Annotated in this window: 19 protein-coding genes; 18 read left to right on the top strand and 1 reads right to left on the bottom strand. The window is 24.5% G+C overall.

Annotated features, from left to right (window positions below):
• Positions 1-95: 95 nt before the first annotated feature.
• Genes BUB01_RS16325 through BUB01_RS16280 form a run of 10 tightly spaced genes read left to right on the top strand, consistent with a single transcriptional unit; the run spans position 96 to position 12379 of the window.
• Positions 96-1340, top strand: coding sequence for an O-antigen ligase family protein (locus tag BUB01_RS16325; protein WP_072990420.1), 1245 nt, complete (start codon positions 96-98; stop codon positions 1338-1340).
• Between the two features lie 21 nt (positions 1341-1361).
• Positions 1362-2447: a glycosyltransferase family 4 protein gene (locus BUB01_RS16320; protein WP_084108892.1), complete on the top strand. Its 1086-nt coding sequence runs from the start codon at positions 1362-1364 to the stop codon at positions 2445-2447.
• Positions 2444-3679, top strand: coding sequence for a glycosyltransferase family protein (locus BUB01_RS16315; protein ID WP_072990417.1), 1236 nt, complete (start codon positions 2444-2446; stop codon positions 3677-3679). The genes BUB01_RS16320 and BUB01_RS16315 overlap by 4 nt, the downstream gene beginning before the upstream one ends.
• Before the next feature lie 10 nt (positions 3680-3689).
• The gene (locus BUB01_RS16310; protein ID WP_072990414.1) at positions 3690-5615 is read left to right on the top strand and encodes an alginate lyase family protein; all 1926 of its coding nucleotides are present in this window, start codon (positions 3690-3692) and stop codon (positions 5613-5615) included.
• Positions 5616-5619: 4 nt separating this feature from the next.
• Positions 5620-7026 (top strand): phenylacetate--CoA ligase family protein, encoded by a 1407-nt coding sequence (locus tag BUB01_RS16305; RefSeq protein WP_072990410.1) that lies wholly within the window; start codon positions 5620-5622, stop codon positions 7024-7026.
• Between the two features lie 19 nt (positions 7027-7045).
• Positions 7046-8257 (top strand): hypothetical protein, encoded by a 1212-nt coding sequence (locus tag BUB01_RS16300; RefSeq protein ID WP_242958422.1) that lies wholly within the window; start codon positions 7046-7048, stop codon positions 8255-8257.
• A gap of 22 nt (positions 8258-8279) precedes the next feature.
• Positions 8280-8705, top strand: a complete 426-nt coding sequence (locus tag BUB01_RS16295) for a serine O-acetyltransferase (protein WP_084108889.1) — start codon at positions 8280-8282, stop codon at positions 8703-8705.
• Positions 8706-8730: 25 nt separating this feature from the next.
• On the top strand, positions 8731-9831 hold the full coding sequence (locus BUB01_RS16290) for a glycosyltransferase family 4 protein (RefSeq protein WP_072990404.1): 1101 nt from the start codon (positions 8731-8733) through the stop codon (positions 9829-9831).
• A gap of 17 nt (positions 9832-9848) precedes the next feature.
• On the top strand, positions 9849-11303 hold the full coding sequence (locus BUB01_RS16285; RefSeq protein ID WP_072990401.1) for a lipopolysaccharide biosynthesis protein: 1455 nt from the start codon (positions 9849-9851) through the stop codon (positions 11301-11303).
• Positions 11304-11314: 11 nt separating this feature from the next.
• Positions 11315-12379 carry a GNAT family N-acetyltransferase gene (locus tag BUB01_RS16280; RefSeq protein ID WP_072990398.1) on the top strand — a complete coding sequence of 355 codons (1065 nt, stop codon included), beginning with the start codon at positions 11315-11317 and terminating at the stop codon, positions 12377-12379.
• A 110-nt stretch (positions 12380-12489) separates the two neighbouring features.
• On the opposite strand, the gene BUB01_RS16275 is transcribed toward BUB01_RS16280, so the two are convergent.
• A complete protein-coding gene (locus BUB01_RS16275) occupies positions 12490-14679 on the bottom strand; it encodes a triple tyrosine motif-containing protein (protein WP_072990395.1) in 2190 nt (729 codons plus the stop codon).
• Positions 14680-14882: 203 nt separating this feature from the next.
• Here BUB01_RS16275 and BUB01_RS16270 point away from each other — a divergent pair, with 203 nt between their 5' ends.
• The 8 genes from BUB01_RS16270 to BUB01_RS16235 all read left to right on the top strand — a co-directional run bounded on the left by BUB01_RS16270 (position 14883) and on the right by BUB01_RS16235 (position 23322).
• Entirely contained in the window at positions 14883-16250 is a 1368-nt protein-coding gene (locus tag BUB01_RS16270; RefSeq protein WP_072990391.1) for a VgrG-related protein, read from the top strand.
• Between the two features lie 8 nt (positions 16251-16258).
• A complete protein-coding gene (locus BUB01_RS16265; protein WP_072990387.1) occupies positions 16259-16768 on the top strand; it encodes a hypothetical protein in 510 nt (169 codons plus the stop codon).
• A gap of 65 nt (positions 16769-16833) precedes the next feature.
• Positions 16834-17772 (top strand): N-acetylmuramoyl-L-alanine amidase, encoded by a 939-nt coding sequence (locus BUB01_RS16260; protein WP_072990383.1) that lies wholly within the window; start codon positions 16834-16836, stop codon positions 17770-17772.
• A 156-nt stretch (positions 17773-17928) separates the two neighbouring features.
• Positions 17929-18798 (top strand): UTP--glucose-1-phosphate uridylyltransferase GalU, encoded by an 870-nt coding sequence (gene galU / locus BUB01_RS16255; RefSeq protein ID WP_072990380.1) that lies wholly within the window; start codon positions 17929-17931, stop codon positions 18796-18798.
• Between the two features lie 240 nt (positions 18799-19038).
• A complete protein-coding gene (locus BUB01_RS16250; protein ID WP_084108886.1) occupies positions 19039-20070 on the top strand; it encodes an LCP family protein in 1032 nt (343 codons plus the stop codon).
• A gap of 169 nt (positions 20071-20239) precedes the next feature.
• Entirely contained in the window at positions 20240-21112 is an 873-nt protein-coding gene (gene galU, locus BUB01_RS16245) for a UTP--glucose-1-phosphate uridylyltransferase GalU (RefSeq protein WP_072990377.1), read from the top strand.
• Positions 21113-21280: 168 nt separating this feature from the next.
• The gene (locus tag BUB01_RS16240; protein ID WP_072990374.1) at positions 21281-22195 is read left to right on the top strand and encodes a polysaccharide deacetylase family protein; all 915 of its coding nucleotides are present in this window, start codon (positions 21281-21283) and stop codon (positions 22193-22195) included.
• Between the two features lie 152 nt (positions 22196-22347).
• On the top strand, positions 22348-23322 hold the full coding sequence (locus BUB01_RS16235) for an LCP family protein (RefSeq protein ID WP_072990371.1): 975 nt from the start codon (positions 22348-22350) through the stop codon (positions 23320-23322).
• Positions 23323-23344: the final 22 nt, after the last annotated feature.

Raw genomic sequence — 23344 nt, 5'->3', positions numbered from 1 at the left:
ATAATTAATTTTTGATATGAATAAAGAAGTATACAGATTTTTTGTATACTTCTTAAATTCTAGGGCTAAATAAAAAGTAAAATTTGGAGGATTTGATGAAAAAAATCAATATAAATTATGAAATTTTATTCTATATACTTTTTGTAATTACTCCTATAATTGATTCGATTAATGGCTTTTTAAAATTTTATAATATAAATACATACGTGTCGGTTGGGCAAATATGCAGGATGGCGATTTTAGGTGTTTTATTTTTAATTTTTATAGCTAATATAAAGGAAGTAATAAAAGAAAGTTACTTGCCAGTTATTATTATTACATATTTTATTATAATGCCTGTTTTTTATTATATGTATAATCAAAATATAGGTTCAGTAATGGCGGAGTTGGTATATACTACTAAGTTTATAATGATTATTTTGATTGTAGAAGTATATAAAATACTAAGTAAAAAAAATATTTTTAGGCATAAGATACTAGAAAATATTTTTTGGGGTATTGGAGTTATAACTGTTATAACTTTTATAATTCCTTTTATATTAGGGGTAGGATCCAATGTTTATTCTAATGGTGCAGGATTTAAAGCATTTTATAATGCTAATAATGATTTAAGCATAACATTAGTAGTATTATTTATATATTTTTTAGATATAGTACTGAAAATAAAAAAATTTTCAACTAGAAATATTATAAATGTGATATTATTGATAGCTATAACTATATGTAATTTTTTAATTGCATCGAAAACAAATTTAGTTATACCGATAATTGTAACAGTGGTGTATTTGGCGAGAATTGTAAAAAACCAAGATATAAATAAAACAAAAAAGAAATATATTATAATTTCAATATTAAGCATATTAGTTGTAATAGTAGCTTTTTTATGTATGTCAGATGTTGTGCAAAAAACTTTTGATAGAATAATTCATTTTTGGAATGATTTAGGATTTGCTTCTTTTATATTTAGTGAAAGAAATATGTATCTATCAAAAACATGGAGCCAATTAGTTACAGCCGAAAACTTTATTGTAAAATTTGTTTTTGGTGTTGGTTTTGTTTTTAGAGCAAATTATTGGGGGAGAGGTCAATTAATAGAGATGGACTTTTTCGATTTTGTATTTTCTTATGGAATAGTTTCTTTAGTGTTGGTGTATGTATATTTTATTAAAATATATATCAAAAGTAATAATAGGTTAGGGAATGCAAAATTTAAATATACAGTACAATATATATGTGTTTTATTATTTAGTACTTTTGCTGGTCATGTTATGTTTTCAGGTTTGGCTGGTACAATTATGGGACTAGTAGCATGTGGAATGATAAATAAAATAAGAAAATAGGTGATTATTATTAAAATTCTTATGATATCAAATATGTATCCTAATAAAAAACATCCTAGTTACGGTGTTTTTGTTAAAAACTTTGAAAAATTTGCTGCAGAACAAAATATTGATGTTAATTCTGTAGTTATGTTTAAAGCAAATAATAAAGTTAGTAAAATATTAAAATATATGTCATTTTATATAAGAGTTATTTTTAAAATTTTATTTTCAAAATATGATATTGTATATGTACATTTTGTATCTATGAGTTCTATTCCAGTCCTTATAGCAAATAAGTTTAAAAAGTTTAAAATATACACTAATGTACACGGAAGTGATGTTATACCTAAGAAGAAATCAGACTTTAAACTCCAAAAGTTTGCTAAAAAGATATTAAAAATATCTGAAGTTGTAGTTGTTCCATCAAATTACTTTAAAAAATATATTGTTGAAAATTTTGAAATAGAATTTGAAAGAATAAAAGTTTTTCCATCTGGTGGAATAGATGAAAAGTTGTTTGTAAAAAAAGGTGAAGAATATATTAATTTAAAAAAGAATGAGTTTAATATAGCAACAAATGAAAAAATATATTCATTTGTTGGTAGAATAGAAGAAGCAAAAGGTTGGGAAACATTAATTAAAGCTATAGAAATATTAAAGAAAAAAAATTGTTTAGAGAATATGAGATTTATTATTATAGGAAATGGCTCAGAGAATAATAAATTTTTAGAAAGTCTAGAAAAAAGTAATATAAAAGATAAAATAATAAAAATAAATTTATTAGATCAAAAAGAATTGGTAGATATATATAATATTTCTGATTATTTTATTTTCCCAAGTTATAGTGAAAGTTTAGGGTTAGTAGGTTTAGAGGCAATGGCTTGCGGTACTCCTGTTATAGGAAGTAATATATCTGCTATAAGGGAATATTTAATTAATGGATATAATGGCTATTTGTTTGAAACTAAAAACTCAAATGAATTAGCTAAAATTTTGGAAGATACATTAAATTTAAATGATAACCAATATAAAGCTTTAAATAGTAACTCTATAGTTACAAGTCAAGCTTATTATAAAAAGAATATAGGTAATTTGTTTAATAAAATATTTGAGGTGGCAAAATGAAGAAAATTTTATTTTTAGGAGACTGCATAGAAGGATATCCTAAAATTGCATCAGTAAGATATGCTGGTATTATGAAGTACTTGAGTAAAAGATTTGATTTTGTAGTAGTTAATGATAGTTTTTTTGGAGAAAATAGAAGTCAATATTCTATTGAGAATTTTAAATTTAATAATAAAGGTCCAGTTAAAAATATTAAAGAAACTAATTTTAATCTGAATTTTAAACAGAAAGTTAAGGTGAAAGTAAAAAATATAATAAAGAAAAGTTATATTTTTAAAATATATAAAAAGAATCAAATGAATGAAAGAAAATTCATACAAAAAAACAAAGAAGTAATAAAGGATGTATGTGATTTTATAGAAAAAAACAAAATAGAGGCGATATTTATAACAATACCATCTATTTATCCTGTTTACATTTTAAAGGAGATAAATAAAAATTATCCAGAAATACCTATTATAGCTGAAATAAGAGATATAATTGCAAATGAAATAGATACAAATATGTCAAAGAAAATTTTATTAAACTGTGAAGATAGTATTATAGAATTGGCAGATAATATTATATGTTTATCTGAAGGTATTTATGATTATTACAAGAATGTTAAAAATGTAAGAAATATAGAAATTATTAAGAATGGATACAATACTGAAGATTTTGAAGAATGTAGCTATAAACCAGTAATGGATAAAGATAAAATTGTGTTTTCACATATAGGTTCTATTTATGGAGGAAGAAATATAAAAGACTTTATAATTGGAGTAGACAAATTTGCTATAAAGGAAAATAAAAAATGTATAATAAATTTAATGGGAAATTTGGATTCAATAGCTTTAGAAGATATTGAATCAGCTAAAAAACATATAAATGGAAATAGTATAATAAATATTTTAGGGATGAAATCCCCAGATGAAGCCTTATTAGAACTTAAAAATACTGATATATCAGTAATTTTAACACATAAAACTGGAAGTGAATATGCTATACCGGGGAAAGTTTTTGAGTGCATAGGAGCGTGTAAACCTATAATTGCTGTAAGTGAAGATAAAAATTTAATTAGCTTAATTCATAATATATATGGTCAATGTGCTAAACATGAGGTTGATGATATATTAATTAATATTCAAAAAATATTAAACACAGATTATAATTTTGATGATAGATTTAAATTTTCTAGAAAAAATCAAGCTGATAAAATAGAAAATGTAATTAATACAATTATTGGTGATTAAGGTGACAAAAATGAAAAAGATTAATATTATTTTAGATAAGTTTAAAAATAAATCTTTAAATGAAATAATAATTAAAACACATCAAAAATTAAATACAGAAATAAAAAATTATATAGAATATTTATTTTATAAATTAAAACCATATAAATTTGATGGTGAAAAGTTTTCAAATTTTACTACTGGTATGAAGCCATTATTTAATTTGAATAATATAAGCAATTTATCAAGTGATCATAAAACTAATACTTTGAAGGATGCTGAAGAACTTATGGAAAAAAAGTTTAAAGTGTTAGGTGTCGAAATAAATGATAACTTAGAAAAAATTAAATGGAATGTAGATTATTTATCAGGGTATAAGTGGAGTAATAATTTTTATAAAAAAATAAAATTAGTAGACTTAAATAATAATGCAGATGTTAAAATTCCATGGGAAATATCTAGATTTCAAAATTTGATAACACTAGGACAAGCTTATAATATAGAAAAAGACGAAAAATATACTAAAGAGTTTATAGAACAAATAGAAAGTTGGATTAAAAATAATCCATTCAAAGGATCGGTTAATTGGACTTGTGCTATGGAAGTAGCTATTAGAGCTGTAAATTTAATTGGAGCATTGGAATTATTTAAAGAAAGTGATTTGATAGATAATAAATTCTTAAGTAAATATAATTCAATTTTATATGCTCATGGTGAATTTATAATTAATAATTTAGAAAATAAAAAACATACTACTAATCATTATATATCAGATTTAGTAGGTTTAATTTGGCTTGGAATTTATTTTAAGGATTATAATAAATGGAGTATTAAGTGGCTAGAATTTGGTGTTAAAGAGTTAGAGATTGAGGTTAAAAAGCAAGTTAATGAAGATGGAACGGATTATGAAACATCAACATCATATCATAGACTAGTATTTGAATTATTAATATATACATTAATAGTATGTGATAAAAATAATATTGAATTAAATTCAGCATTAAAAGAAAAAGTTAAAAAGATGGCATATTTTATAGTTAAAATAACTAAAAATAATGGCTTGATACCATTAATAGGTGATGCTGATGATGGAAGATTATTTATATTAAACAATTATTTTACTTGGAGAAAAGATGACTTTAGGGAAGTTTTGAGATTGGCAGAAAATTATTATAATGAATTATATATATGTGAAGAATACACAAATGAAAGTATAGAATTAATTTTAAATAGGAAAAAAAATTTAATAGATAAAAAAGAAGATATGATTTCAAATGAATTCCCTAACGGTGGATATTACCTTCTTAAAAATGAAAATATATATTCATTAATAAGATGTGGAACATTATCTTGTAATGGACAAGGTGGACATAGCCATAATGATCAATTAAGTTTGGTTTTAAGTGTTAGAAATGAAGATTTTTTTATAGATCCAGGAGTTTTTGTATATACATCTGATTATAAGAAGAGAAATCAATATAGAAGTACTTTTATGCATAATACAGTAGTTGTTAATGATGACGAACAAAATGAAGTAAGTGATTATAGATTGTTTGAGATGAAGGAAAGAACATTTGGAAAATTAATTGATTTTAATGAAAATGAGTTTTCAGGAAGTCATTTTGGATATAAAAATAAACATAATGTTATACATACAAGAAATATAAGTATAACTAAAAATTCTTTAAATATAATAGATGAAGTTACTGGTAATGATAAAATACACTGTAAACAAATTTTTATGTTAAGTGATAAAGTAAAAGTGGATTTTGATTTAGATAAAAATTTAATTCTTTGTAATAAAGATGTAAATTTAAAAGTTATATCAGATTCAAAAGAAATAAAAGTAGAAAAAAGTGTATATGCTCCTAGTTATGGAATAGAAAAAGAAACTCAAAAAATAATTATTGAATTTTCAAATATTAATTCAGTAAAAATAATACTAATGGAAGAGTGATAAAATGAGTATTAAAAGTAAGTGCAAAAACAGCCCAAACTTTATAAAATATACATTACAGTTTTTATACAAATTTATTCCACAAAGTTTTATAAAGGGAAAAGAATATACAATTATATATAATGATATATATAATAATCTTAAAAAAACAGAAAAATATACAAATGAACAAATGGAAAATTTAACACAAACAAAATTGAAAAATTTGCTTCAAGATATATATTTAAATGTGGATTTTTATAAGGAGTTATTTGATAAGCATAATATTAATGTTTATAGTGATGACATTTTAAAAGAGTATAAAAGAATTCCTTTTTCAACCAAAGCATTAATTAGAGATAATTATGTAAAATTATGTTCAAAAAAATATGATAAGAAAAAGCTTAAAACAGAAAAAACAGGAGGAACAACAGGAGTACCGTTAGAATTTTATATAGATCCTATGGAATGGGCTGTTGAAAATGCATTTGTTCAAAATATGTATGATAGAATAGGCTATAAAAATGGTATGAGAACTGTTGTTTTAAGAGGAAATAAAGTAAATATTAATGAAAAGAAAGATATTTTTTGGGAAAGAAAAATACATTTTAATGAGTTAATAATGTCATCATTTTCACTAAATAAAGCGACTGTTCATATTTATTTAAATAAAATAAAGCAGTTTAAACCTGTTTGTATAAAAGCATATCCTTCTTCATTGAACATATTAGCAGAGTATATAAATGAAAAAAATATTCAAAGTGATTTTAAATTTATAAAAGGGATAATACTTGCTTCAGAAAGTATATATGATTTTCAAAGAGAAGGGTTTAAAAATGCATTTAAAAATGCCAAAGTTTTTTCCTTTTATGGTCATACTGAGCATGGATGTATAGCGGGGGAATGTGAATATAATACAGCATATCATATCCAAAGTGAATATGGTTATGTAGAATTAATAGATGATGATGGAAATGAAGTTTTGGAAGATGGTAAAATCGGAGAAATAGTCTGTACAAGTTTTATAAATAATGTTACGCCATTTATAAGATACAGAACTGGAGATATGGCGGTTTATTCTTCAGAAGTTTGTAAATGTGGAAGGGCATATAAGTTATTAAAGAAAATAGAAGGAAGAAAGCAAGATTTCTTTATAGATATAAATGGGGACAAAATAAATTATATTCAACATGATGCTGCCGTGACAACTATTAAGGATAAAATAAAAGCTTACCAATATGAACAAAATGAGCCAGGAAAACTATTATTAAAAATAGAGCCGAAGTCTAAATTATCTGATAGTGATATTTTAGAAGTTAAAAATAATTTTAATATCTATTATTCAAAATTTGAATTAGAAATTAGAGAAGTTGAGAATATAGAAAGAACTAGTAGAGGGAAGTTTTTATATTTTATTCAAAATATAAAATAGCAAAAGTGAGGGGATAATATTGAACAATAGAATATGTAAATGGTATAACAACAGTGATTCTCCAGTGTTATTTATGATAGACGATTTAGCAAATACATGGGTTGATACGAATAAAAATGGAATAATAGATGCAGGTGAGGATTGGGGGTATAATAAATATAACTCTAATTCGTCTGTTAAATATTTAGAGGATAATATATTATCTAAATATGAAGAGTTAAAAGTTACTTTTTTTGTACCTGTAGGAAAAAGAGTAGGTATGCTTTTAAAATCTGAATTTGCGATGCATTCAAAGCCAATTAATAGCGATAAAAAATCTAAAGAGTTTTTCTTTGGTTTACATAATGATAAAAGATATGAGCTTGCTTATCATGGTACAACTCATGGGAAAGCAGGTAATACTTCGAGTGAATTTAAACAAGAGTGGGAAACTTTTGATAATCAAGAGACAGCTATTAAAACAGTTAAGGAAGGTATTGATATTTTTAATGATGCTATTAAGGAAAGACCATTAGGTGGTAAATATTGTGGTTATACAAGTAATGAATTTTCAGATGGTAGTATAGATGAAAATGAGTTTTTGTGGTGGTGTAGATTTTGTAATTTAGGAACAGAAAATGAATTTAAAAATAATAGATTAGATAAGTTCGTTTATGGTGAAGATCCAAATCCTGTTACTAATTATGATATTAAATATTTTGGAAAAAATAATGTTATAGATATTCCAACAACAGTAAATGGAGGGGAGCTATCATCACTATACAATTTCGATAAATTTGGAATAAAGACAATATTAAAGTTAATACTACGACCATATTTAGTAAAAAAGAGATTAAAAATACTAGATTATTTAATAGAAAATAAATTAGTTATTTCTGTTCAAGAGCATATTTCACCAGCAAGAGATGATGGAAAAATTCAAACACCTAATATATTTACTGATAAGGAAAGTTTAATTAAAATCTTTTCAAAATTAAGAAACAAAAATATTTGGTATTGTACAGGATCAGAATTAGCAGCTTATGTTTATTATAGAGATAATATAGATATTAAATTTGAAAAAGATAAAATAATATTAAATAATGAAAAATTAAATAAATATCAGTTTAATAACTTAACATTATATATAGAGAATTATAAAACAATAGAACAACCTGATGGTAGAGTAATACCTATAGTTAATAATATAGTAAATATTGAAATAATTGCTGGGGAATATAAATTATATTAATTAAGTTTGGAGATGAATTTTTATGGATGCTATGAAATTGTATAGAATATCTAACTTTTTATATAAACATAAACTTAGAATATTAGCAAAGTTAATAAATAAATTCAATAATTTAATACATAACTCATATATTCCTTGCACAGCATCAATTGGAAAAGGAACTGTATTCGCATATGGTGGAATTGGAGTGGTTATTCATGCTAATTCTATTATAGGAGAAAATTGTGTGATAGGTCAAAATATAACTATTGGGGGACGTGGAAAGCATGGAGGGCCTCCTAAAATAGGAAATAATGTGTATATTTCACCGGGTGTTAGAATTTTAGGTGGGTTTAATGTTGGTAACAATTCAATAATAGGAGCAAATGCTGTAGTAATTAGTGAAGTAGAAGAAGATGCAATTGTTGCTGGCGTACCTGCTACTATTATAAAATATAAAGAAAATTGAGTATTATAATAGTTGAGGTGAATTAATGAAGGAAATAAATATTATAGGTATATATCCACCACCCTTAGGTGGTATATCTGTACATATAAAAAGAGTTAAAGAGTTATTAGATTCAAAGGCAATAAAGTGTGTAGTATTTAATGAAGGTGATTATACTGATTTAGAGAATAATATAATTCCATTAGATAGATATGGAAAATTTATGTTTAAATCATTAAAAATAAGAAATTCAATTTTACATTTTCATTCTACTACAGCTAAAATAAGATCAATTATATGGTTGTTTAAAAAGTTAACTAATAATAAAGTTATTATAACTATACATGGGGATAGTTTGTTAGAGCAACTTGAGAATTCAAATGGTATAATAAAAAAAGGAATATTAAAAACTTTAAGAGATGTAGATAAAATAATAGTTGTTAATGATAAATATAGTTTTATATTACCTAGATACGGAATAGATGAAAACAAGATAGAGTATATAATTGCATATGTTAAACCAATATTAAATCCTGAAGTATTTAATAATATAAATAATAGAGTTTTAGAGTTTATGGATGAAGGTGGAGTAAATTTACTTACTAATGGAAATGTAAGGTTTCATAATGGACAAGACTTATATGGATTTGATTTATTAATTGAGGTTGTAAATAAACTTGTAAAAAGTAATATAAATGTAAAACTTACTATAGCAGTATTAGCTAAGGATAAACAAGATGAAGATGAAAAAAAATATTATAAAGAGCTTAAAGACTTAGTAATTAAATATGGAATAGGGAATAATGTTTTATTTTATGAAGTAGATAATGCAGAGTTATATCCATTATTAAGTAAGAGTGATATCTTTATAAGAGCTACTAATACAGATGGTGATCCATTATCATTAAGAGAAGCTATAGATTTTAATGTACCAAGTATTGCGAGTGATATTATTAAAAGACCTGATGAAGTAATAACTTTCAAAAATAGATCAGTTGATGATTTGTATGAGAAAATGATTCGTTTAATTAACAATTTGGAAATAGAAAAAGAGAAATTAATAAATAATCATAATAAAAAATGTAGTAGTAGTGAACAGTTATTAAATATATATAATTCATTAATTAACGAATTATATAATAACTAATAGATGGAGATAATTTTATGAAAAAAAGTTTTATAAAAGTAGGTATTATATATTCTGTTGGACAAATACTTTCAAAGGCAATTACTTTTTTACTTATGCCGTTATATATTAAAAAATTGGGGATAGAAGTGTATGGGCAATTAGCATTAGTAGATACTATCCTTGATTTTATACTATCTTTTGTAATTGTGAGTATTTTTGCTGGATTTACTAGGTATTATAGAGAGTATAATGAAATAGATAGAAAAAAATTAAAAAATACAGCAATTAATTTTGCATTAATTATGATAATCATAGATATAATTTTTGTCATAATTTTTGGACGAAAAATATCTTCAGTTGTAATAGGAATAGATAATTCGTATTATATATTTTGCATGATAGTAATGAGGGCTATACTTACACAATTTATAATGTTAATGTTGAGAGAATATGATTTAAATTACGAAGCACAAATAACAGTAGTGATAAATCTAGTAAATATGCTTGCATCAGTAGGATTAACGATTTTATTTGTGGTAAAATTAAATAGAGGAATTAAAGGAATATATGAAGCTTATAATATAGTGAATTTAATTATATTGATTTATTTATTTGTTAAAAATTTAAAAACATATAAAATGGAAATTGATTTTAATATGTTAAAATCAATGCTTAAGTTTAGTGCAGGATTAATACCATCATCAATATCATCAACTGTCCTTACATTATCAGATAGATATTTTTTGAAAGGATATAAAAGTTATGCTGAAACAGGTATTTATTCTATGGGGTATAAATTTGGAACACTTATTGATCCAGTGTTTGTAGGTCCTTTTAATTCCATATTTACTCCGTTTAAATTTCAAGTATGGTCAGAAGATGATGCAAGTATTAAATTAAATAATATGTATAGAACATATCACTTATTAGGCTGTTTCTTTTTGTTAGGTATAAGCATGTTTACAAAGAGTGTGCTTTTAATATGTAAACTGGGAGAACAGATTGAAGCATATAAAATAGTTCCATTAATATTAATTTCATATTTTGTTTATGGAAAAGCAGCATTTTATTCATTAGGTATACAAGTTAAAAATAAGACTTATTTAGATGGTGTTATTATGATGGCTGGAGGAATATTGAATATTTTATTAAACATTGTACTTATAAAACCAATGGGGATGTATGGAGCTGCCACAGCTACAATTGTGTCATACTTATTCATGAATATATTATATTATTTTGTAGGCAAAAAGTTTTATTTTATAAAGTATGAGAATTTAATAGTAATAAAATTATATATAATATCAATTATATTATATGTCGGCTATTATTTTATTAGTAAAAATAATCAAAATATAATTATAGATATAATTATAGCTACAATTCTTATGGGAATATATCTATTAATGTTAATAATTTTAAAAATAGTATCTAAAGAAGAAGTTAATCTTTATATTTTAAAATTTAAAAATAAATTAATTAAACGTTAGGTGTGAGTTGTGTGCAATATAAAATAATAAGAAGCGATAAAGAATTGTTACAAATAAAGGAAGAGTGGGTAGCTATAGAATCTAAAAGTGAGGATACTACATATTATAGTGAGTTTAATTATAACTTAAACTGGTGGAATGCTCATAAAAATGAAAACATGAGATTGCATGTTATATGTATTTTAAATAATAAAAAAATAATAGGAATAGCTCCGTTAATAATAGAAACAAAGAAGAAGTGCGGAATCAAATATAATATTTTGAGATTTATGGGGAAAGGTGATTTTTTCTCATTTATAATTGAAGAGTCTAATAATAAACTTTCAATAGTAAAAGAAATATTTAAAATAATAGAAGAGAGTGATGAATGGGATAAAGTTTATTTATCTCATATAAAAGAAAAGACAGCATTAGCGAATTTTCTTTTAAGACATGATAAATATAATGGTAGTTTTAAATATTTAATGGAGTGCCCTAAATTTAAATTTGAACAATATAATGATTTTGCAGAGTATAAAAAAGAATATAAGATAGATAAAGAATTTAAGTATTACTGTAATAAATTACAAAAGGAAATTGGTTATAATTTTAAAGTTGTTAACAATAAAAAAATCAATATGTATAAATCAATAAGTGATATTCATAAAAGGGAGCAAGAGTATCTTGCCAAGAATAAGCTTAGAAGTGATAGAAGTAGTATATATTCTGATAATGCAAATGATAAATTCCTTGAGGATGTTTTTAAGGATAATGAGAATGTATATACATTTTTTCTTGAAAACTTAGATGGTGAAATAATAGCTTATTATTCATGCTATTTTTATAAGAAATATATACATTTTTGGAATACAGCCTATGATTATAAATATGAAAAATATAGTCCTTCTAAGGTTAATAATTATAAAGTTTTTGAATATATTTTTAATCAAGAAAAATTTAAAGATTATATATTTGATTTTGGTAGTGGAAGATATGCTTGGAAATTTAAATGGACAAATGATTTTGATATAATCTATCAATTAACTCTATATAATAAAACTAAAAAGGGAAGCTTACTTAAGAAATACACAAAATAATAAATTTTGGTTTGTGAAATTAATACTAAAAATTATACTTATAGATAAAAGTTTTAAAATAAATAAAGAAATGATTTCTGTTAATACAGAAATCATTTCTTTATTCTTAATTAATTTAATTTTACATCTTTTAAATTTACTATTTTAAAATTATCGTACTCATTTTTTGAGTTTTTATTTTTTATATATACAGAAATTTTGCCAGATGAAAAATCTAAATTTTTAGTTTTTATTGATGCATCGATTGAATAATCATTTAATACTTTCCAATCAGTACCGTTGAAATACCAAAATTTATATAGTAAGTTATTACTATTATCAACAGTAGTATTAACTTGATATATTTCATTAGACAATTTGTTTAATGAAATATCTTTAATAGTATTATCTGCAACAACATAATTTTGAATGATTAAATTATCATCTACAGTTGAAGCTGAATTTTTATTTTTTACATAAACTGAAAATATATAATTTCCAGGACTAGTTGGTATCCAATCAAAACTTGGATTAGTATCATAATCCCGAATCATTTTCCAACCTTTAGAATCCTTAACCCAAAATTTATATAAAAGATCAGAAGTACTATTTTTAGTTGAAGCAGTTAATTTTATTGGTGTATATACAAATGAATTATTATTTGGATTAGCTGTAAAAGTTGATAATTTTGGTTTAATAGAAAAGTCTAAAATCTTATAATCATCAACTTCATTTTGAGAATCTTTATCCTTTAAATAGATTGATAATTTATAATTACCATATTCTTTAGGAATATAGCTTAAAATATTATTATCGCCATAATCTTGCAGTACCTTCCATTTACAAGAAGAATCCATTATCCAAAATTTATATTTAGGGTTTTTAATATTTGATGTTAAGCCAATTTTTATCTCATCATTTATAGATATATTATTATCTAAATTTGAATTAGCTATAGTAAGTTTTGGATCTACAATAGTTATAGCTTTTTGAGCTAAAGCTAAATTATCATTGTTAGAATTTTTATTTTTAACATAAACAGCAAATAATTTATCGCCTGGAGTAAGTGATGATAGACTAAAAGTATTTAAATTAGTATAATCACTTAATGTTTTCCAAATACCATTTTCATTCATCCAATATTTATAGATAAGGTCATTAGAACTATCTGTTTCAGTAAATAAATTTACTGTATTATTTACTGTATAAAAGTTTTTATCTACTTTAAGAGTAGCATTAGGTAATACTTCAAAATCAATAATTTTACAATCATCTAATTCAGATAATGAATCAGGAGATTTTGCATAAACAGATATTTTATAAAGACCATTTAATTTTGGAGAATAATCAATTGTATTATTTGGAGAATAATCTTGCAATATTTTCCAAGAATTATTTTCTAATACCCAAATTTTAAACAATGTATTATTTTTATTAGAGTCTGTAGAAATATTAATTTTTCCACCAAGGTTAATAGTTGATTCATTAATATTTAACTTAGTTATAGATGGTTTCTCTAAAACTTTGAAGTTAAATATTTTGAAATCAGATGGATCTTCATAAGTATTATTAGTTTTTACATAACATGAAATTTGATAATTTCCTGGAGATTTTGGGTTAAAATCTATAGAAGATTTATTACTATAATCAGATAATACTGTCCATGGACTATCATCTTTTTTTATCCAATACTTGTATAAAACTGGATATTTTGAAGTTGCGTTAGTATTAATACTAATATTATTATCCACAATAGCTAAATTATTTTTAACATTAGAATTAATAGAATTAATTTTTGCAGCTTGTCCTATATTAATAGTTGAATATAACATATTATATTTAATAGGATTAGCGTTTGAATCTGATAACTTTATATTTAAAGATTCTCTATTTAAATTTAATGAACCAGATCTTTTAGCTTTAAATTTAATATTAAATAAAGAGCCAGAAGCAAAATTAGTACCATTATAATCACCTAAAAATGTAGTTATGAAAGAAAATATATTATTTGAATAATCATTTTGAGTTATTTTTTCATAAATTTTATGATCATTGTTAAATGCACAACTAGATGTAGCATTAATAGGAGTCATTATAGATGAATCATACTTAAAATCAACAGATGCGCCATATAGATTCTTAACGTTATTTGCTAAAATTGTAACTGTGAATTCTTCTCCAGCTACTATATCATTTTTATCAACATTACAGTATATAGTAGGTGAATCATCAGCTAATACAGTAGTTGTATTTATTTCGAAAAAAATACTAATTGAAAAAAATAATAATGATAATATACAAATAGATTTCTTTAACTTCATAGAATTAATTCCTCCTTTCAATTTTTAATACAATAATAATTATAATATAAGTAACATTTAAAATCTATTGAATTTTTACAAAAAACTCGTAAAATTTGTATATTTTTTAGTTAACTTTAATAATTTTGTTGTATAGGCAAAAAAAGATAAGTATAATGTATATATTAAAACTTTTAATAGAATAGGAGGAGTAATAAAATAATATGAAGAAAAAAGGGTTATTTATACTAGTTTTTTTAATAATATTCAATATAGATATTATTAGAGTTTTTGGTGTAGAAATAAAAGGTGATTTTAATAATGATGGAAATATTGATGAAAAAGATTTACAAATAATAACAAATAATTATATGAGTAATAATCCTATATATGACATGAATAATGATGGACAAATTGATATATATGATATGGTAATTGTTTCCAAAATGATAAATAATAGTTATTATAAAATTTACAATAATAATGGAGTTTTTATTAAAGGTTTTTGGAAAGAACAATTTGATGAGGCTATTAAAATAGCAAGAGAAAATGATTATTTTATAATGGTAAATAATAATGTATATTGGAATAATGATAAGTATTGGGTTTATGATGGAACAGAATTAAAAGGAAATTATAATGCTATGTATGATGCTGTAAAAAATGCTTCAAATTTTAAAAATGGTGTTGTTTTGAATAAATTAGGACAAAGAGTATTAGATAATTCTAAGGGATATAAAGCAAAAATTGCTGTTACACAGGATGAGCTGAATTTAAGAAATGTTCCAGCTTGGTCTCCTAAAACAGATATAAATATACCAAATAAAGAATTAGTTGAAATAAATAAAATAGATAAAGGTTTTTTTGGCGTTTACTGGAATAAAGATTCAAAAAATATATTACAAGGATATGTTCCATATTATTTAGATATCATACAAGATGACAATGAGAATACAATGTTGGGATATATTTCAGGAAGAGAAGAATCTGGTTTAAATGTTGGCGCTATAAGCGATAATCCAAATGATAAAGGCGGTGTTTCTTGTGGCGTATGGCAATTTTCTGGTAATATGGGGTCTTTAGGAGATTTCATTACTTATTTGAGAGATAAAAATTATGATTTTTATAATAGGCTAACTAATGCTAAAAACAGTGATGGTGGTCAATATAAAGAAAATTTTAAAACTGAATGGAAAAATATAGCTGAAAATTATTCTTATGATTTTTATAAATTACAGCAAAAATATTCTGAAGAAAATTTTTATAAAAATTGTTTAAATCAATGTAATGCAAAAGGCTATAATTTAGGAAAAATATTAAATTATAGTTCTACAAGAAATATGATTTGGTCAACAGCAATCCATCATGGACAAGCAGGGGCTGCTAGAATATTTTCAAGTATAGATTCTAATTTGCCAGTTGAAGATTATATAAGAACAGTTTATGCAAAAAGATTAGAAATAATAGCAGCTAGTTATCCGCCTAATAGTAGTAATCAGGGAGTTGTAGATATATACAATTCTATTAAAAAAAGATTCGAAAGAGAATGTAATGAAATTATAAGATGTTATCAAAGAGAAATTTCATATTAGGAGGAAAAATGAGAAAAAAGGTTAAATTTGCAATTATATTTCTTATTGTTGCAAGTATATTAATTATTGTATTTTATTTAATAAAATATAATAAAAATAATGTGACCATTAATGATAAAAAATATGATATTGAAAATGAAGCACATTTTAAAGATGAAGATGCTTATGTCGATGGGATTATAAATTCCTTTTTTAATATATATTCTAGACTTATAACTTATAAAGATATAGATATTTCATATTTAAGTGATGTAGTTATAAAAGATAGTAATGCATTTAAAGTGTTAAGTGCAAAAAGAGAAGAATATTTAGCACAAGGAGGAAAATATGAATTTGATAATATTATTATAGAAAATAAAAGTAAAAATAAAAATGAATATGAATATATAATTAAATATACAGAAAGAAAATATATAAATGAAAATAAAAAGGAAACTAAATCAAAAAAGGCCATGATTAAAATAATATATAGTGAAAATAAACAAGGAATAGATGATATTAAGATAGAAAATATTTAACATGAAAATATTTATATTAAATAAAAAGGATAAGCTTAAACTAATGATTTTTAAGGTGGGATTGTATGAAAATTTTAAGAAAAATACCTTTACTAGTTGCACTAATGATTAGTAATATTTTTATATTAAATTATAATGTATATGCACAAGATTCTAATGAACTTATGAAATATGATTTTAACAATGATAATATAATAAATTCAAAAGATATTGATGAAATAACTAATAAATACAATACATATAAAGATGATGGAAGATATGATAAAAAGTATGATTTAAATAATGATGGCATAATTGACATTTATGATATAGCTATGGTATCTAAAAATGATGGGAAAAAAGTGAGAAGTTGCTTAGTAGTCATAGATGCAGGTCATAATTATGGTGGAGATGATGGGGCTTATGGAAATGGTTATTCAGAAAGAGATCTTAATATGCAAGTTACTATAAAACTTGAAGAAGAACTTAAATCTAGAGGATACAATGTATATTTAACAAGGACACCAGTGGACATGTCTGGTTATGCTTTAACAGAAAGTTTGAGGAGAAGATACACAGTAGCAAATGATTTAAAGGCTGATTTGTTTATAAGTTTACACCATAATTCTTCAGAGTCAGCTTCATCAACAGGAGTATCAACATATTATTCAACATATAAACCAAATATCAAAGATAATCCAGCTGATTTAATACCATTAACATCTCATTATGATGGTAAGACCGATATAAGACCAACAAATGCCGGAATACAAAGTAGGGAGTTAGCTAAGAATGTAGTAAATGCTCTTTCCAGCAGATGTGGTTATGGTAAATCTGATAGTGATCAAGGAAGAATAGGATATGTTGATAGGAATTTAAGTGTAACGGTAAATACTAATATGCCATCTATACTTGTAGAGTTGGGATATATAAGTAATGCTAATGAAGCAAGAAGATGTGCTAATCAAGGTGAGCAGTTATCTAAAGTTAGAGTTATTGCAGATGAGATAGTAAAGATGTTTTAGAGTATAAGATTTCTAAAGGATAACTTTTAGAAATCTTATGTATTTTTTGGGGAGAGAATAAGAAAAAAGCATTATAAATTATAAATTGTTACATTTATTTCTATATGTTAAACTAATTTAGTAATTTATTGTTAATAATTTGAGGAGGGATTGGTTATGAGAGTTAAAAAAGCTATCATACCAGCAGCTGGATTAGGAACTAGATTTTTACCAGCTACTAAGGCTCAACCTAAGGAAATGCTTCCTATAGTTGATAAGCCTACAATTCAGTACATAATAGAAGAAGCTATAGAATCAGGGATAGAGGAAATACTTATAATAACAGGAAGAAATAAAAAGTGTATAGAAGACCATTTTGATAAATCTGTAGAGCTTGAGGCTGAACTTGAAAAGTCAGGAAAGAGTGAACTTTTAGAAATTGTTAAAGATATATCTGCAATGGTTGATATACATTATATAAGACAAAAAGAACCTAAAGGGTTAGGACATGCTATAAGCCGTGCTAGAACATTTGTAGGTAATGAGCCTTTTGCAGTACTATTAGGTGATGATGTAGTAGATGCTGATAAGCCTTGTTTAAAGCAACTTATTGATTGTTATGATGAGTATAAAACTTCTATATTAGGAGTTCAAGAAGTAGCAAAAGAGAATGTAAGCAAGTATGGAATAGTTAATGGAATACATATAGAAGATAGAGTATATAAAGTTAAAGATTTAGTAGAAAAGCCTTCTTTAGAAGAAGCACCAAGTAATATAGCTATTTTAGGTAGATATATAATAACTCCAACTATATTTGAAATTTTACAAAATACTATGCCAGGTAAAGGTGGGGAGATACAACTTACAGATGCTTTAAGAACACTTGTAAAGCAAGAAGCTATATATGCTTATAAGTTTGAAGGAAGAAGATATGATGTTGGAGATAAACTTGGATTTTTAGAAGCAACAGTTGAATACGCATTAAAAAGAGGAGATTTAAGAGATTCATTTATTGAATATTTAATATCTAAACAATGGGAAAAATAGAATTTTAAAGGATGATTTAATATTGTAGTATTTATTGATTACATATTAAATCATTTTTTGTTTTTTAATAAAAAATTCATTATATTTTAATAAATAAAAATGAAATTTAAAAAATACAAGCCATTTTACATGTATATTTTTAATATTTAAATATGGTATAATAATTTTTGGAACATATATATTCTTATGTAAACTCTATTAAAGATTAAATAAACTTTTATTTGGAAAGGAATTATAAAAATGAGTGATTACATAAAAAGGTCAGAACGAAATAAAGAGAAAAAGAGTTCAAAAGGTAAAAATAAAAAAGGAAAAAGAAAATCAAAGAAATTTAAAGTAGTTATTGGAATATTAATAGCTCTACTAATAGTTTTAGGTGTTATAGGTATAATTATTTATAAATTTCTGGGACAGGCCAATAAAGTAAGTATTGATGATAGTAGAGAGAATCTTAAAATTAGTGAAGAGGCTGAGAGGTTAGCTAAGGAAAAGAAGATTAAAAACATTTTACTTATAGGTTCAGATGAAGGAACTGTTGATGATCATGGAAGATCAGATAGTATGATACTTATTTCTATAGATAAAGAAAATAAAAAGATAAAGGCAACTTCTTTTATGAGGGATGTTTTAATTACAATACCTGGTTATGGAGAGAAAAATTTAAATAATGCGTATGCTTTAGGTGGATCAGAGCTCCTTGTTAAAACTTTCAACTATAATTTTGGTCTTGATATAAAGGATTATGCTAAAGTTGACTTTAAAGCTTTTGTTAAAGTTATAGACAAGCTTGGCGGAGTTGATATAGATATAAGACAAGACGAAATATCGGTAACAAATGATTATATAAAAGCAGTTAATAAATTTGTAAATGGATCATCACCAACTATAAAAAAAGCTGGTGTGCAAAAATTAGATGGAGTTCAGGCATTGGGTTATAGTAGAAATAGATATGTAGGTAGTGATTTTGCTAGAACTAATCGTCAAAGAATAGTTTTAGAAGCTGTATTACAAAAGTTATCGAAGGCAGGATCAACTGAAGATATAAAATATATGAATGATATATTACCAGAGGTTACTACAACTTTAGATATTAAAGATTTAACTGAGATAGGAAGCTTTGCCTTATTTAATAAGATAAATACGTTAGAGAGTACGAACTTTCCAAAGTCAGAAGAAACTCAAAATATTGTAACAAACGAATATCATATGGTAGTAGATAAAGAAAAGTTAAAGAAAGAAGTTCAAGATTATATTTATAATGATAAAAAATAGGGGGAAGGCTCTATAGGTATTTATAAATAAATTTAGGATAAACTAATAGTGAGGTTTAAATTAGAGTCATAGATTTGTAAGATAAAAATAGTATTATGGCTTGAACAATTTGTTAAACTTTGAATGAATATGTTACAATATTAAAAAAGATACTTTGGAGGTAATGTTTATGCAGGTTAAAAAAGCAATTATTCCAGCAGCAGGACTAGGAACAAGATTTTTACCAGCTACTAAGGCTCAACCTAAGGAGATGCTACCTATAGTTGATAAGCCAACAATTCAGTATATTATTGAGGAAGCTATAGCTTCTGGAATAGAAGAAATACTTATAATAACTGGAAGAAATAAGAAGTGTATAGAAGATCATTTTGACAAATCTGTAGAGCTTGAAATGGAACTTGAAAAATCAGGTAAAAGTGAACTTCTAGAGCTTGTTAAAGATATTTCAGATATGGTGGATATACATTATATAAGACAAAAGGAGCCAAAAGGGCTAGGGCATGCTATTCACTGCGCAAAGACTTTTGTAGGAAATGAGCCTTTTGCTGTTCTTTTAGGTGATGATGTAGTTGATGCTAAAAAGCCTTGTTTAAAACAACTTATTGAATGCTTTGATGAATATAGAACAAGTATTTTAGGAGTTCAGGAAGTTCCAAAAGAAAGTGTTAATAAATATGGAATAGTTAATGGTATACATATAGAGGATAGGGTGTATAAGGTTAAGGATTTAGTTGAAAAACCAGCCATTGAAGAAGCACCAAGTAATGTTGCTATATTAGGTAGATATATAATAACTCCTACTATATTTGAAATTTTAGAAAATACTCAACCTGGTAAAGGTGGAGAAATACAACTTACAGATGCATTAAGAACCCTTATAAATCAAGAAGCAATGTATGCATATAATTTTGATGGAAGAAGATATGATGTTGGAGATAAGCTTGGATTTTTAGAAGCTACAGTTGAATATGCATTAAAAAGAGAAGATTTAAGAGAGGATTTTATAAATTATTTAAATTCAAAACCTTGGGAAAAAATTTAATATATTAAAATAACGCATAGATTAGAAGTATAAATTATCTAATTCTATGCGTTTTTTAATTTTTATATTTAATATAACAAAATTAAAAAATTTAAGATTTATTTAATAAAGAAATAGCGAATAGTTTGCTATAATGTACAATGGATGTTATGGGGAGAGGTGAAAAATATGCTTAAGAAAAAATCTTGGATGCTATTAACTTTAGTGTCAGCTGTTTTAATTAGTTGTGTAATGTTTTTTTGTTTATGTAATAATGTAGTAAGTAACAACAAAGTAGCAAGTAATAAAGTCAATGAGAAAGCAGATGATGAAGTTGATAAAGAAAAAGATGAGATGGATAAGCAAAAGAAAGTTGTAGGCAAGATAGAAGAAGAATCAGCTAAAGCTGCTTTTAATATGTCTAAATATTCAGTAGAACCTAAGGATTCTAATAAATATTTATCAAATTCTAATAATAGTAGCGAAGAAAAGATGGTGTTTTTAACTTTTGATGATGGTCCTAATGTTGGGGTTACAGATGGGATTTTAGATATATTGAAAAAGAATGATGTAAAGGCAACGTTTTTTTTATTAGGTACAAGTATTGAAGCTAGTGATGAAAATAAACAATTGGTTAAAAGAATGGTTAACGAAGGACATTCTTTAGGAAATCATAGTTATAGTCACGACTATAAAAAGTTATATCCTAATGAACAAACAGATGTTGATACATTTATTTCAGAATTTGATAAAACTAATAATCTTATAAATTCTGCGCTAGGATATGAATATAAAATTAGGGCTTTTAGAATGCCTAATGGATATATGACTAGAAAGCATAAAGGAGATAAAAAAGTAGATGTACTAATAGATAAACTAAAAGGGAGAGATAGTTATAGTATAGATTGGAACTCTTTAAGTTATGATGCTGAAGCGGGGAAAAGAACTCCTAAACAACTAGTAGAAAACATAAAGAAGACAGCTAAAAACAAAAAACATTTAGTTATTCTTATGCATGATACTAAAAATGAAACTTTGGAATGTTTACAAGAATTGATAGATACCTTGAAAAATAAAAAATATACTTTTAAGGTGTTTAGATAAAAAGTGTATTTTAAGAATAATTTTCTTTAATATGAGAATAATAATTAATAGCTTAGGTTAAATAAAATATATTTATATTAAAATAAAAGTTATTGCCCCTTGGAGTTTAATTTAAAGATCTCAAAGGGCTTATTCTCGTAGGAGGGAAATAAGTGAAAAAGCTTAAGAAAAGAAGGTTAAACATATTTAAAATATCTATATTAATTAGTTTAATATTAGTTACTATATTAATTAGTGCTGGAGTATATATACATAAATTATATATGAATACTGCTAAAGTTACTATTAAGGATGACAATGAAAGTCTTAGTATTACTGGGGGGAATGAACAACTTGGGGTAGAACATGGAATAAAAAATATATTATTTATTGGATCTGATGAAGGGACAGTTGATAATAATGGTAGGTCAGATAGTATGGTTTTAATTACGATTGATAAGGATAATAAGAAAATAAAGGCAACATCTTTTATGAGAGATACTTTAGTTGATATTCCTGAAGTTGGTGAACATAATTTAAATCATGCATATGCTTATGGGGGACCAGAGTTATTGGTAAAAACCTTTAATCATAATTTTGGATTAGATATAAGGGATTATGTTAAGGTCGATTTTAAAAATTTTATTAAAATTATAGATAAACTCGGTGGTGTTGAGGTAGATATACATAGAAATGAAATAAAGGTTACAAATGATTATATAAGGAACATTAATGTTTTCGCTAATAAGACAGCAGCTGAAATAAAGACACCTGGGCTTCAAAATTTAAATGGAGTTCAAGCGTTAGGATATAGTAGAAATAGATATACTGGTAATGATTATACTAGAACCAATAGACAAAGAATAATATTACAAGCTATAGTAGATAAATTAACTAAGGTTGGATATGTTGATTTTATAAAATATGCTAATGATATATTACAAGATGTAACTACAACTCTAAATATTTCGGAAATAAGTGATATAGTAGGTTGGAGTGTTTTTAATAAAGTTGATAAATTAGAAAGTACATATTTTCCTAAAAGAGAAGAATCAAAACATATTGTAACAGACGATTATCATATAATTGTAAATAAAGAGGAGCTAAAGAAAGAAGTTCAAGATTATATTTATAGAGATAATAAATAAGCTATTTATAAATATATTAATA

The sequence above is a fragment of the Clostridium cavendishii DSM 21758 genome, assembly GCF_900141845.1.
GTDB lineage: Bacteria > Bacillota > Clostridia > Clostridiales > Clostridiaceae > Clostridium_AG > Clostridium_AG cavendishii.
Note: the sequence above shows the minus strand (reverse complement) of the source record. Positions and strands in the feature narration are given on the sequence as shown.